Annotated in this window: 13 protein-coding genes; 9 read left to right on the forward strand and 4 right to left on the reverse strand. The window is 43.9% G+C overall.

Annotated elements, in window-relative coordinates; genetic code table 11:
• The first annotated feature begins 1 nt into the window (after position 1).
• From R7Q48_RS03460 to R7Q48_RS03480, 5 genes are all read left to right on the forward strand, one after another.
• Positions 2–2,233 (forward strand): response regulator, encoded by a 2,232-nt coding sequence (locus tag R7Q48_RS03460; protein ID WP_318132171.1) that lies wholly within the window; start codon positions 2–4, stop codon positions 2,231–2,233.
• Positions 2,208–3,632, forward strand: coding sequence for a TolC family protein (locus R7Q48_RS03465; RefSeq protein WP_170897021.1), 1,425 nt, complete (start codon positions 2,208–2,210; stop codon positions 3,630–3,632). Before R7Q48_RS03460 ends, R7Q48_RS03465 begins: the two co-directional genes overlap by 26 nt.
• On the forward strand, positions 3,622–5,208 hold the full coding sequence (locus R7Q48_RS03470; protein ID WP_025768455.1) for an ATP-binding cassette domain-containing protein: 1,587 nt from the start codon (positions 3,622–3,624) through the stop codon (positions 5,206–5,208). The genes R7Q48_RS03465 and R7Q48_RS03470 overlap by 11 nt, the downstream gene beginning before the upstream one ends.
• Positions 5,205–7,343, forward strand: coding sequence for an ATP-binding cassette domain-containing protein (locus tag R7Q48_RS03475; RefSeq protein ID WP_053350479.1), 2,139 nt, complete (start codon positions 5,205–5,207; stop codon positions 7,341–7,343). The genes R7Q48_RS03470 and R7Q48_RS03475 overlap by 4 nt, the downstream gene beginning before the upstream one ends.
• A 105-nt stretch (positions 7,344–7,448) precedes the next feature.
• Positions 7,449–7,823 (forward strand): hypothetical protein, encoded by a 375-nt coding sequence (locus tag R7Q48_RS03480; RefSeq protein WP_005375619.1) that lies wholly within the window; start codon positions 7,449–7,451, stop codon positions 7,821–7,823.
• Between the two features lie 26 nt (positions 7,824–7,849).
• On the opposite strand, the gene R7Q48_RS03485 is transcribed toward R7Q48_RS03480, so the two are convergent.
• The 3 genes from R7Q48_RS03485 to R7Q48_RS03495 form a co-directional block, all read right to left on the reverse strand.
• The gene (locus R7Q48_RS03485; protein ID WP_017635872.1) at positions 7,850–8,740 is read right to left on the reverse strand and encodes an RNA polymerase sigma factor RpoD/SigA; all 891 of its coding nucleotides are present in this window, start codon (positions 8,738–8,740) and stop codon (positions 7,850–7,852) included.
• Positions 8,741–9,073: 333 nt separating this feature from the next.
• On the reverse strand, positions 9,074–10,516 hold the full coding sequence (locus R7Q48_RS03490) for a diguanylate cyclase domain-containing protein (RefSeq protein ID WP_256902624.1): 1,443 nt from the start codon (positions 10,514–10,516) through the stop codon (positions 9,074–9,076).
• A 221-nt stretch (positions 10,517–10,737) separates the two neighbouring features.
• On the reverse strand, positions 10,738–11,025 hold the full coding sequence (locus R7Q48_RS03495; RefSeq protein ID WP_017821594.1) for an alternative ribosome-rescue factor A: 288 nt from the start codon (positions 11,023–11,025) through the stop codon (positions 10,738–10,740).
• 365 nt (positions 11,026–11,390) lie between these two features.
• Between R7Q48_RS03495 and R7Q48_RS03500 the strand changes: the two genes are divergently transcribed.
• From R7Q48_RS03500 to R7Q48_RS03515, 4 genes are all read left to right on the forward strand, one after another.
• Positions 11,391–11,600: a cold-shock protein gene (locus R7Q48_RS03500; RefSeq protein ID WP_005375625.1), complete on the forward strand. Its 210-nt coding sequence runs from the start codon at positions 11,391–11,393 to the stop codon at positions 11,598–11,600.
• Between the two features lie 89 nt (positions 11,601–11,689).
• The gene (locus tag R7Q48_RS03505; RefSeq protein ID WP_064376786.1) at positions 11,690–12,235 is read left to right on the forward strand and encodes a YaeQ family protein; all 546 of its coding nucleotides are present in this window, start codon (positions 11,690–11,692) and stop codon (positions 12,233–12,235) included.
• Positions 12,222–12,764, forward strand: coding sequence for a hypothetical protein (locus tag R7Q48_RS03510; RefSeq protein ID WP_225477756.1), 543 nt, complete (start codon positions 12,222–12,224; stop codon positions 12,762–12,764). The genes R7Q48_RS03505 and R7Q48_RS03510 overlap by 14 nt, the downstream gene beginning before the upstream one ends.
• A gap of 111 nt (positions 12,765–12,875) precedes the next feature.
• Entirely contained in the window at positions 12,876–13,235 is a 360-nt protein-coding gene (locus R7Q48_RS03515) for a glutaredoxin family protein (protein ID WP_005375631.1), read from the forward strand.
• Positions 13,236–13,426: 191 nt separating this feature from the next.
• On the opposite strand, the gene R7Q48_RS03520 is transcribed toward R7Q48_RS03515, so the two are convergent.
• Complete coding sequence (locus tag R7Q48_RS03520; protein ID WP_025768460.1) at positions 13,427–14,053, reverse strand: OmpA family protein; 627 nt, start codon at positions 14,051–14,053, stop codon at positions 13,427–13,429.
• Between the last annotated feature and the right edge of the window lie 146 nt (positions 14,054–14,199).

The raw sequence follows: 14,199 nt of genomic DNA on the forward strand, positions 1-14,199 counted from the left end.
GATGAGTAGCAAACCTTCTTACAATATTTCCGTTCCTGTTATGCGCCTAAGCATTGCTTTCAGCTTGATGCTGGCTGCCCTCGCCTTTTATTTGTATATCTCTTGGGACAAAGTGGATTCAGTCGAGAAAGTGCAAAACGCGCCTCTGTTGGTTCAAGCTCAACAGCTCAACCAAACTATCGAGTTTGATATTCAAACGCTTCAACGCTGTTTAACCGAACGTTATTGCAGTACAACAGAGCTTGATTTTGAGGTTCTGAAAGACGAAATTGACCAATTTAAGTCGCTCGCGTCACTCAACAAAACCGAGTTTAGCTTGGTGGGCGCGACCGAATACACGCAGCTTGAACTGGCAATCAATCGCTTCTCAGACAGCCAAAAAACACGCGACGATGTGTTGGCACTGTACCTCTCGCTCACCAATAACTACCTACAAATGGACGACAACTACCGGACCATTTTTAACAACCATGCGAGCGACCTAATGATGGAGAAAAACGAGTTCTTCATTTGGTTGTTTGTGGTCGTTGTCGTACTGGTTGGTATCGCAGTGCTATCGAACTTGGTGGCAATCCTTAAACTGAAAAAATCCAGCTCGAATGAGCGTGACATTGACCAAGAATTCGATGAGCTTTATCAAGAACTCAAACTACTGGATTTACAAAGGTTGGAAGAGTTGCTGAATGAAGTGAGCATCAATCCTAAGCAGCGTCAGATCTACTCACACCTAAAACTGATTTTCAGCAAACTCGAAGAGCAAAAACGCAATAACGATCTCTACAAGCAGCTCTATGCTCTGATTGGTTACGAGATTCGTGGCATCACCAACACCATTAACGGCGGCGTGCAATATCTCGTTCAAGAGACCGATGAGAGCGGAGTGTTGATGGCGCAAGATATAACCTCGGCTGCCAATACCCTGTCTGAATTGGCAGAGAACTACAACCGACTCATTTCACAAGGGACCGAGAGCAAATCGAAAGAGTTTTCACTGCTGAATGTACTGTCTGAATTGATGATTCACATCAGTTCAAAAGTGCAGCGAAATGAAGGTGAGCTAGACTGCTTTATCTCGGATAACCTACCAAACCGTGTTGAAGGACAATCCACCAGCTTATTCTGGGTGTTGTTCCTTCAGCTATCAAATGCCATCCAACTCAAAGCCGACAAGAAACTGTTTGTCACCATTGAATCAGGTGCGGCGTCAGACATTGAAAATACCCGCCTGACCATCAATCTAAACTTCTTAACCACGCTGGATGTGCCGCTTGCCAAGCTCAATACCCTACACTGGAGCGACCATAAACAGCACACTGCAACCAAAGACGATTTGGCGAAAAGCGTGTTGAAAGATTATGGCTATTACGAGAGCCATTGGTATCAATCAGGCAATCAGGAACGTTTTCAAATTCAGCTCGATTTGAAAGCCAAAAGCTTCCACACCGAGAAAACTCGCTTCGACAATAAGCGCCTATTACTGTGTGCCAACTCTCAGCTGCGCATTGATGTGATGAGCAAAATGTTAGTCAACTTGGGCTTGGAGATCACGCCAATTCGAACGCCGAACGAACTCTTCTCTGCTGCAAAAACCTTTGGCGAATACGATGCCATCATGCTGACCGACACGTTCGAGCCAAACAAGCTGCCCTCACTGAGCAAAACGGTGAAATCGCAACTGCGCAATCACCCGAACACCAAGTTGTTGCTTTCAGTCACTAGCACTCAGCAAGCACAAGAGAGCCATACCTTTGTCGACAAGATTCTGAACTCCCCTGCGATTCCGTATGAGTTCATCCCTAACCTATTAGCAATCATGGAAGCTGAAGCCTCTGAAGAACAGATGGAGAACAGCTCATTCCTGATTGTGGAAGATGACCGTGTTCAACAGATTCTACTCAAACGTATTTTGAGCAAGCAAGAATACGAAGCCGACACCGTTGGCGATGGCGCAGACGCTGTTCAGCACTTCATGAATCAGCGCTCGGACATCATTTTTATGGACTGCATCATGCCTGGCATGGGCGGTATTGAAGCAACCAAACGCATTCGACAATACGAACAAGAGAGCGGACAACACCCTTGCACCATCATAGGCGCGACAGCATTGACCAGTAGTAATGAACACCAAGCTTGTATCGAAGCTGGAATGGATTACGTGATCAGCAAACCTTATAAAAACGACGAAATCATCAAGGTGATCAACAAGTATGTGGCGGTACAGAAACTTAACTAGCTGTGTATTGGCAGCGCTTACATTGAGCAACGCTCCTTCGGCAATGGCGACCACCTTGCTTGAGGCGGTCAAACTCGGCTTGGAAAACAACCTATCTCTGCGCGCTAGTGATAAAGGCGTGGAGGAAAACGAATACAACATCGACATTAGCCGTTCTAAGTTCCTGCCCTCTTTAAACGGTGCCGCTGATACCACATGGAATGAAAACGAGACCATATTAACGGGAACACCGGATACACGTTCAAGCTACAACTCGAACAGCTACAGCGTGTCTTTATCCCAATCGGTGTTTAACCTTGGCGACATCTTCAAATACGGTACCGCGAAGCTTGATTTCAACATTGAAGAAATCAAACACGAGAACAAAATCCAGAGCACTATTTCTGAAATCGCGACGCAATATTTCGAATACCTCAAAAACAACGCGCAAATCAAAGCCACCCAAGTAGAGCTTAAATCGTCTGAAACACGTGAGCGCCAAATGCGTCGCAACGTGGAACTTGGCAACACTGCGGCGAGCGAGTTGTATGAGGTGATTGCTCAGAAAGAAGGCATTGCCAATCGCTTAAGAACCCTAGAGAAAGACCGACGTGTGATTTTGAACGGTTTAGAGATTCAAGTTCAATATCCAGTCACCCCATCGCAGGATATCTACGAAAGCGTACCCTTAGCAGAAATCAGCGAATCCGAACAACGCGCGATTCTTGAACAAGCTTTGAAGCTCAATAACGATTTATTGGTTGCGAAGAAAACCGTAGAGCGAAGCCGAAGAGGCTTGAAAGAAAGCGGTTCAAACTTTGTGCCGACCGTATCGCTCTCTGCCAGTTACCGTTACGACGATGCGAACAACTATGACCGAACCGACCCAACCGCAACAGGGGACAGTAATTCCACCAGCGTCGGTTTAAACTTGAATGTGCCGATTTTCTCCGGCGGTTCGGATTACTACGGTTATCAAAAATCATCAACTGCCATCGAGCGAACCGAGCTGCTGTACCAAGATTCGTTGTTCACGACGCGCAATAGCGTTAACACCTCGGTACTCAACATTAATGACTTCTCCCGAGCTATTAGCAGTTACGAGAACATTATCCGAGCCAACTACGCTTCCTACAAAGGAATTCAACGCGCTTACCAGCTTGGTACGCGAACCATTACCGACTTACTGGCAGCAGAAAGTAAACTGTTTAGCGCACTGCGTGATTACGAGAGCGCGCGTTATGACTACATCATTGAATCGATCAATCTTGAGCAAATCAAAGGCATGCTGTCGGTGCAATCCATCGAAAGCATCATGCAGTTGATGAGCGATATCGAAGGCAGAAGCAATCAAGACTTAGTTCCAAAACACCTTCTCTCCAAACCATCGATTAAGAAAGGAGGTCGCAATGCAAACTGAGCATTTTTCCCAGAAGATTAACTTTGCTGACAAATGTTACCTGACTTTCTCAACGGTCATCTCGACGCTGTTTGGTTTAGTACTTCCCTTTTCGATTCTGATTATTTTTGACCGAGTTTTACCTAACCAAGCCAAAGACACGCTGTTTCTTCTGTTTGCCATTATCTTGATCACCATCTTCCTCGACTATCACTTAAAAAATCAGGAAGAAAAGATTTCGTCGGTGATCATGAAGCAGTTCGAAACCAACCTAACCAACAAGGTGTTTCAATCCATCTGTTTGGCTGAGATTTCGAAGTTTCGTCGCCTAGAACCCGGTGAATACCTAGAGCGTATTGCCACCATTCCAGAGATTAAATCCTTCTTTGGCGGAGAATCTGTACGGGCATTGATCAACCTTGCCGTCAGCATACTGACCATTCTGATTATCGGTCTGATCAACATCTGGGCAGGGGTGACCATCTTGCTCGCCTCCATCATTTTGGCGGTGTTCGCGCTTAGTCTGTCTAAGCAAAAAATCAACAGCCTAGAAAACAAATCCGACATCGAAGGCTTAACCACCTCAAAAATCATCGAGATCATCTCTAGCCCACTCGATATCAAAGCGCGCAATATGGAATATCGCGTTGAGAGTTTGATGACACAAATGGTGGAAGAACGTGAAGTCGAGAACATCAAATACGAGCAAATTGAATCAAACTTCAACCTTATCTTGTCGCTCATACAACAGCTCTCCATCGCTTGTGTGGTGGTGGTTTTGGCAACGGCAGTTATCAACATGCAATCGAGCCAAGGCATCATGGCTGCCATCATCATGCTTACCAACCGCTACTTCGCGCCATACCAGCAAGTAATGCGCACGGTGAGTCGATGGGAGTTGAACAAGCTTCATATTCAACGTATCGCCGAGCTGCTTGAGCTTGCTGCATCTATAGAACAACAAAACGACACGACGGAAGTCGAGCGCATCTCGGTGAAGTATTCGGAAAAACAACGCATTGAGTTTGAACGCGGTCAGGCTTACTTGCTGACGGGGAAAAGCGGCGCAGGTAAAACCCACCTCGCCAATTGCATTACGCGGCAAAACACCGACAGCAAGCTCGATATCCAAATCAACGAGACACCGCTCGATGACGTCAACTACAACGTCTGGCGTAATAGCGTGCTCATGGTCGACAAAACCAGTTCGTTCGTCGAAGGCACCATCATCGACAACTTGACTTGTTTCCGCCCGAGCTTAAATAACACGGCATTTGCGCTTTGCGAAACCATGAACATCAAGGCACAAATCGATGCCCTTCCCGCTGGTTTTTACACCGAGCTGAAAGGACATTTACGCAACCCATTCTCGCGCCAAGTCGCTTATGCCTTGTTGTTAGTGCGTGCCTTACTCGCGAACAAACGTGTGTTGATCTTCGACGACATCGACTGTGTTTATGATGACGACTTTGCTCGATTGGTTTTGACCAGCACCGCCTATCGCGCCAACGACAAAATCCTCATCATCGTCAGCAACAAGATGGACAAACTCAATCATCGCCTCAAACGCGTCAAACTTACCGGAGGTGACCAATGAGTATTTTGGTTGATTTTAATAATGTCCCTCAGCGCTTGTTGGACTTTGAGGCTCGCAGTTATGACGAGCGATACAATGAGTCACCTTTGATTCGTGGTTTAGCTTACACCCTCATAGCGCTTGAATGGGAAGGCACACCTTCTATCCTCAGTGACGCTTTTATCCCTAAACCAAAAGACAGCGACAGTTTTATTGCCACCATTGAACGTCTTGGTTACCGTTGTGACGTCACCAAATTAAAAACGTTGGAGCACATCGAGGGGCACCCTCATCCTTGTTTTATTGAGATAGAAAACCTCACTGCGATTTTCTTGGGCACCAAAGACGGCAAACTGATCCTGTTTGATTACACCAATAACAACACCATTGAATACCCGCTCTGCAAGAAGCCGTGCTTGTTGGTGTCGATCAGCGAATACTCCCGCTTATTCCGAGAGCCGCCACCTGAATCTCAAGACCGCAGTAACTGGATTAAATACGCATTTTATCGCTACAACAATGAACTCAAAAGCCTGATTATTCTCAGCTTCGTGGTCAGCATTCTCGGCGCACTCCAGCCCTTTTTTATTATGAGTGTGTACAACTTCGCCTTAACCTCTAGCTCGCAAGCCACGCTTTATTGGCTCACGTTATTTGCTGTGATTGTTGGGTTCTCGGAATACTTTTTCAAGAAAATGCGGGTCAACATCATCGCCACATCAGGAAAGGATTTGGCGGTGCATATTTCTCAAAACGTAATATCCAAACTGTTGTGGCTTCCTTATTCGATGACATCTACCGCTGGTGTTTCTTCTCAGTTAGCACGATTGAAGGACATCGACACTTTCCGCCGTTTGGTAACCGCAGAGTCAACATTAAGCTACTTCGACATGCCGTTTGTTATCGTATTCATTATTGCCATTGCTCTTATGTCTGGTACCGCAGCGCTAGTCGTTATGGCGGGGTTGATTCTAATGTTGGTGTTCTGTGTTTATTCTCGTTACATCTACTCGCAAGCCACGTCCAAGAGCTCTCGCGCCAACGCCATGGTTTCTTACCAATGGAATGAGATTCTTCGTGGTATAAAAACCATCCAAGGCTTGCCATTATTGCGTGTTATCCAGTCCCGCTTTAGCGCATCGCATTTACAAAGCACCAACGATGCAGAACATGTTTCAGTGACTAATAGCAGGGTTCAGGCAGCAGGCGGGAGTTTGATTCAGGTTATTGGTACCGCAAGTATCGTCGCGGCCGTTATCGGCGTGATGGACGGCACCTCCGATGCAGGTGCAATGCTTGCTACCGTAATTTTAGTCTGGAAGGCGTTGGGGCCTATTATGGGCATCTACAACTCTATTTCTAAGTTCCAATCCATTAAGGCGTCTTCTGCGCAAATCAACAACCTTATGGCGATGAATGACGATAAGCTAACGTTAGAGAAAAGCCCCCCTATTCGCCTATTTCAAGGTAGTATCGTCGGCTCTGGTGTGAGCCATCGTTATAGTGGTGCGGCAACAGGCTTAACTAATCTTGGTTTTAAAATTCCACCGGGCGCAAAAGTTGTGATTTGTGGACCAACAGGTTGCGGTAAAACGACGCTCATTTCTATTATCGCTGGGCTAGAGGAACGCTATCAAGGCTCAGTTTCGGTGGACGGTTATAACATCAAACAATTCAACAGTTACCGCTATCGAACCTCGATTAACTACATCCCGTTTAACCTGCATATTTTTGAAGGCTCCTTGGAGACTAACTTCATCTTGCATAATGGGTTAATCCCAACAGAAAAAATGCGTGAAATGGTGAGTTTCTTTGAGCTCGATACATGGTTGCCACAAGGCCTGGACACTCAATTGAGCGTTGATATCTGTAAAAGTTTACCAAATGGTATTCAACAGAGACTGCGGCTCGCATTAGGGCTAGGTAACTGCGAACAATCTTTGATTATCATTGACGAGCCATTTAATGGTGCTGAGCAAGAAAACTCGCACTACTTCAAGCGGTTATTCAGCGACAAACTACTCAATAAGACCGTTATTTTCTCAACGAATGATCCGGGCATGATCTCTACATCCAACATGAGCTTAGTCTTGGAACCAGATGGCAACCTGAAATATTTCGGGTTAACCGATAAGTACTTAAAAAGTCTAAGTTAAGTTCGGAATGTGGTGTGGTTCATCATTCATACTTGAGCACGGTCATTGACAAAAATGTAAACGATGAGACTATTTACTCTGTAAGCGCGTACACTAAGGAATCCGATGTATACATTTGTTGCAGACAAATTGGATGTGGTTTATTTATCAACAATACCAGAAAACTACCAGTTACAAGACTTCGATGTGCCTGAAGAAGAACTCGAAATTCGTGAAATTGTAGAGGTATGGTATGAGTGTGCGTTTCTTCCTGACTTTAACCTTCAACACATCGACATCGAAAACAAAACCGCATTAGTCGAGACACAAGCGCAAGTCGTAAACAACTACACAAGTACGCTCGCTTTTTTACTCAAAAGTCGTACTTATCGCGCAGCACTTAACCGATTATTGAGTGTATGGAGATTGGAGGCAGCAGCTAAAGCACAGCTTGAGCTGCTGTTACTTACGGAAGAACAGAGTAGCAAGCCAGTAAATTAATCGGCTAGGATAAGGGGCTAAAAATCTTAAACCCAACCATCGAATCGGAGACGTTTCTGCACGCGTTCAACCGCCTCTATCTGCATCTGACGAACACGCTCGTTAGATACGTTTAATAACAGGCCTATTTCCGACAAGGTTTTCACTCTCTGGTCAAATAATCCGAATCGATGGATCAAGACTTTCTGCAACTTAGTTGGCAAAGTTTTAATAATATTTTCAATAGCTTGAGTAAAGCACTGGTTTTCACAGTCTTGTTGTGGATCTGGCGTATACTCACTTTCACACAGTTCAAGAACAAATGGAACACGATGTAGGTCCGCCGTGGTCGATACATCAATAAAACCACTTAGAGCAACAAGTTCATCTATGCGCTCTGCTTTCACTCCTGAGCAGCGTGAGAGTTCAGAAATAGACAACTCCTTGCTCTCACTTTTTGACGCATCGAGCTTTTTTAAAGCCAGGCTATTTATCTCTTTGCACACATGAGCAGGTAAACGTACCGTGCGGCCATTGTTCATTAATGCCGCTTCTATATTCTCGCGAATCCACCATACCGCATAAGTAGAAAAACGGTAGCCTGGCTCAGGATCGAACTTATCGACCGCTTTTATCAAACCAATGTTACCTTCTTCTATTAAATCAAGCAGAGTAAAGTTATTGCCTGGCCGTTTGAGGTAACCTTTTGCGATTTTCACAACAAGTCGAAGATTAGACTCAATCAACATTTCGCGCGCTTCTTCATCACCAGCTCGATTAAGTTTGGCGTAATGCAACTCCTCTTCACGAGACAACAAATCAATCCCCACAATATCTTTGAGATAGTGAGCATAAGGGTCTTTCCCAACTGACAACGATTCTTTCATTGACAGTTCATCCGTGACAGCTCGGAACCTAGCAAAGCATTCGTTGTTCATTCCCCGTCCTTCTCAAGCCAACTTATTTCTTATCTTCTTTAATTGTTTTTGTACAACACTGTATGCATCATGCTTTATATGCATTACTTTACACTGAGTGTAGACAGGGGTTCTGATCTTTACCAAGAAATCACTTATCACTTTAAAACAATTACTGCTTCTATGATAAAAACGTGAGCAGGTGGGGGGTTATATATATGAAAGTGCAAGTATTTGTACGCAAATTGGCCTCAAAGAAAACAACGCAACGTGATCGTTAACGCTTACCACGTTACTCTGACTAAAACTTTGAGGCTTGAGGATGGTTTGAAGTATCAGTTGAATTAGCGAGATCTAATTCACTTGACGAAGCGCAGGTTGAAGCTGACAGTCTGTTATAACTTGGAAAACTGCACGATTCTTTCCTTCAGACTTACCTTGATACATCAACTCGTCAGCATCTTGCAAGCTCACGATGTGGGTAAACTCAGGATAGTAAGCACAGCCCAAACTGATACTCAAATGAATTGCTTGTCCGCCCAGTATAACAGGCTGATCGTAAACTGCTTTACAGAGCATATTGGCAAAATTGAGTGCTTCTCGCTCTGACAGAGAAGACGTAACGAGTGCGAACTCTTCTCCTCCAATTCTCGCCAATGTCATTCGGTCATCAGTCATCGACTTAGCGGCTTCTGCGATGGCAACTATTGCTCGGTCTCCAGCAAGGTGGCCATATCGATCATTGATTGATTTAAAATCATCAATATCAAACACCATCACCGTTAAGTTTCGCTTCAAATGATTCAGTAGCGCCAATTGCTCAATAAGGTGTCTACGGTTGTATAGCTTTGTGAGAGAATCCGTCAACGTCATCTCCAGCAATTGCTGATTGGCAATCGTTAATTGCCTTGTCCGAAGAGCAACCATACGTTTGAGGGCAAAAATATGATAAAGCGTTGCGACCGCCATAATGAAAATAGCAATAGGGAAAAGATAAAGTGGATAAACCGTTTTCACCACACTCCAACGGGTGAGGATCCGCTCACGATTCGTATCGATGACTTTTTCAAACGCTCTTGATACCTCTAAAATGGAAGTTGCACTGTGCATTCCTGCTGCAATCCGAAGATCTTTACTATATAAGCTAATTGTCGGGACAAACATACCCGCTCCCGGCGTGGTTGCCATATAAAAGTTAGCAACTTGCAGGTCTGCAACAAAGTACAGCACCTTTTTATCGACGGCGGCTTGTATCATCGAATCATTGTTAATGTATTCTGCGATAGGTGCATTCGGATAATTCGTCTGAACAAACTCAGACTCGTAACTTCCTTTAACAACGCCAATTGGCAGCGTCATTTCGCCAGTTAAAACACTCCTGATATCAACCGAAAGTACATCTTTATTTACGTACAATTTGGTTTGGATAGGCATTATGACGGCGCCAAAGTCCATATACTTCGCTCTTTCGGGCGAGTAGACAAGTCCTCCGTGAAAGTCAGCCTTACCCTCTTTTACGGCTTGCAAAGAAGCATCCCAATCCAAAAGGAGAAACTGAACGTCAATTTGGTTGTTCGCCGCGTACTCTTTCCAAAAGTCGATTAAAATACCTTTAGGTTCACCATCTGGGCTAAGGTAAGAGAACGGCTTCCACGCTTTGGAGTTAGCAACAATTAAAGAATGAGACTCTGATTTGTGCGCATGCGCCATCGGACAAATGGACAGCCACAGTAGTAATAAAGAAGCACACGCTTTTTTACATTTGCAACCATAAGTACCATAACTCGTCGATGACATACCTACTTCTCACCAGTCTTTTTAAACCATAATCTCGGCTGTTTGATTAGACTAAAGATATAGTAGAGTTGCATAAGACAGGAAGTGACGCTTATTGATATGAATCTAACTTAGTAAGTTTTAGTACTTAATTGGTACTTTCAACGCCTGGTTCGCTGAAGCAGTTGAAGCAGTTGAAGCAGTTGAAGCAGTTGAAGCAGTACATGATAAATTAGGAAAACTTATCTGGTACTAAAAAATTGAATATCATCAGTTTTGCAAACACCTAGTACCAATAAAAAAGCCCTATTCAAAATCCACCTTGGGGAGAACTTTGAATAGGGCTCTTTGCCTCTATGCTTCATTTTACGGCTGAAGCTACCTTTACCTTTTTTCGCTTTAACGACTCGTGTTTGGAACAGCTGACTGGTAACAACCGCTTTTAACGCGTTGTCTTTGATTTCACCTCTGCCGAAGTCGGTCTCATGTTGTGAGCCACTCGGTTGAGGACTGATTTTACGCTTTGCCATAAATCCTCCTTAATGGTCGAACCAGATTGGACAACAATTATATAAATAAGTCAAATTTATAGATTTAGTTGAATTTTATGCTAAAAAACTTCACATCACCGTCATTTATTTGAAATTTAATCAAAAACATGCTGGTTAAATAGTGACTAAATACAAATATTTGTCCATAAAGCACTAATATATGTTGACTCTTCGTGGAATTAACCTAGACTCAAACACGGCTAGAAAGAAAGTTCTTTGTTTTCACATTTCGTTGGATTACTTGTAACCCGTCGTCCTGTGGTACGCAATAGCAATTTATTTTTCCACGCTATAAGCGCCGTTGAGGCGAAAGATTACATTATTTAGATATTTAGGAAATAGACATGTCTAACACAGCTACTGGCACAGTTAAGTGGTTCAACGAAACTAAAGGCTTCGGTTTCATTCAACAAGAAAACGGTCCTGACGTATTTGCTCACTTCTCTGCAATCACTGGTGACGGCTTCCGTACTCTAGTTGAAGGCCAGAAAGTAGAATTTGTTATCTCTCAAGGTCAAAAAGGCCCTCAAGCAGAGCAAATCAAAGTACTTTAATTCTTAAAGAATTTGATACGATAGCCAGCTTTTAAAGCTGGCTATTTTTTTGCCTAAAACTTATTTTGCCAACAAAACGATATAAATCTATGGCTCTTAAACCAACCATTTACAAATTTCGTATCGCCATTTCCGATATGAATAATGACTATTACGATTCTAAAAATCTAACTATCGCCCTTCATCCTTCTGAAAAGCCGCAACGAATGTTGGCTCGCATTCTAGCTTACTGTTTAAATGCTCAAAGCAATCTGGAGTTTACAAAAGGACTCTCTACGATTGAAGAGCCTGATTTATGGCATGTTGGCGATGATCAAAGCATTACTCACTGGATTGAAATTGGCGAACCAGAACCAGACAGAATTAAGAAAGCTTCTCGCCTCGCAAAGCATGTAAAAGTTTACACTTATAACACCAAAGCGGCTGTCTGGTGGGACAAAATGTCAGGAAAGTTCTCAATGCTTCCCGTCAACGTAGAGAGCTTTGACTATGACGCTATCGACTTGATTTGTCAGCATCTTGACCGAGGTACTAACCTTTCTGTTATGATTACTGGCAGCTCAATTTTTGTTGATATCAATGATCAACATATCGAAGTAACGGTGAAGGAACTAAAAAACCATGACGTCTCTTAGTGAACTGAGTCAAGAGATGGGATTTGAAGAAATCCCCTTTGTTAAAGAACATAAAGCAGCAAAGCGACGTTGGTTAAAAGAACAGTCACAACTATTTACAAAAGTTTGTGAGAACAAACCCTCAACAGCACCTACTCTTCACCTGCTTGGCCTTTTGACCAAATCACATATTGAAGCAAGTGCTAACTACGAGCAACATGCTCACTCTACCCAGCTTATGCAGCAAGTTCTGACTGACTCCTTGGGTAATGAGCACGCGGATAAGTTTACTAACCAATCTGCTGAAGACCTAATCTTAGTCACCCACCTTTGGTTATACACGCAAGGCTATTTAAATATGGATTTCAGCTTGGCGCACGATCATGCCGAGCAGACTCAAAATACATTGCAGCATGAGCTTGTCATAAAACGCATGGACGTTGATGCATTCAGAACCGAACTCATGCAAAGTTTTTATCAAGGTAAAGAAGCCCGTCCGGCTTCAGCAAGTGGCTTTTGGGGTTGGTTTAAACGTCTATTTTCCGCATAAAATACATGGTTTTATCCATTTCAAACAACTGATAGACTTCACGTTCAGTGCAACAAGCATCATGATTGCATTCTTAAAGGACAATTACCCAATGAACATCAAGGGATCATTATGAAGTTTATCCGTTGGATTTTAGGCAAGGTTATCTTATTGCTGAACGCGGTGTTCTCACCTCGTGGTATTAAGCGCACCGCAGAAGAACAGCAACGTATTGATGAAAAAGCGAAACAATACGCACTTTACCAATTTGAAGCCTGCCCTTTTTGCGTAAAGGTCCGCCGTGCAATGAAGCGTCAATCGGTGAACATTGAGCTACGTGATGCAAAAAATAACCCGACTCATCGAGCTGAACTAGAGCAAGGTGGTGGGCGAGTTAAAGTCCCTTGTCTTCGTATCGAAAAAGATGGCGAGACACAGTGGTTATACGAGTCATCTGACATCGTCGCTTACGTTGAAAAAGAATTTGCCTAAGTTCCCCCTATGAACGTTGGCGGATGTAAAAGAGGCACCTAACGGTGCCTCTTTTCTATTTTTTCTAGCTAAATGTTGCCGTGCGAGCTTTCCTTATTCAGTCTTCTTGCTCAACTCCGAACTTAAACTCCACTAAGCAAATAACGGGTATGCGAGAACAACACAACGAAGATTACCGCCTAACGTCTGCGTTATTCATCCACGATCAATGTTAGCTCTACGCGCCGATTGCAAGCTTTACCACTCGCTGTCGCATTGCTGCACTTCGGTACATACTCTCCGAAGCCTCTAGAAAACACTCGTTGACGTGGAATACTCGTCGCCAATAGTTGTTTTTCTACTTCACGAGCTCGCTTTTCAGATAGCGTGTCATTGAAGCTTTCAGCTCCCGTGCTATCCGCATGACCATCAATCACGACATCAACATCAGTTCTTCCAGCCAGATAGTGACCAATGTTTCGAATCCAGTCTTGAGATTGAGCAGATAACCGTGCAGAACCCGTTTGAAAATGCACTTGCTCTTTCAAACGTATCATCAGGTGACCACCACTGAGCGTCTCGTGAGGAATGTTATGCCTGCTCAGGAACATTTCCAGAGAGGTCACGTTTTGCGACTTTTTTACTGACGCCCTCGCCGTTTGATATGAACGAGGGGAAGAAGCCACATTGGATGCGCTCGGGTATCCCCACTCTGGGTGTCTCAGCTCAGTGTTTGATTTAGGAGCTGTATCTAAAATGTTCCCACCAGGGACCATATCTTGATCGAGGCTGCTGCACCCGGCCAGAATGCCACAAACAATTAAAAACCAATGCTTCATACCATTACCAACGTAGAAAAACTCTTGTTCATTGTGTCGACAAAACACGCCGAATCTTTAGCGCTTTTGTCCACCGACTGGTTTGTCTATGCAGCGTTCATGCCACTGGAGTCAATGCAAAATCATCTCTCAAATAAAACGCAACA

It is taken from the genome of Vibrio sp. 378 (assembly GCF_033339435.1).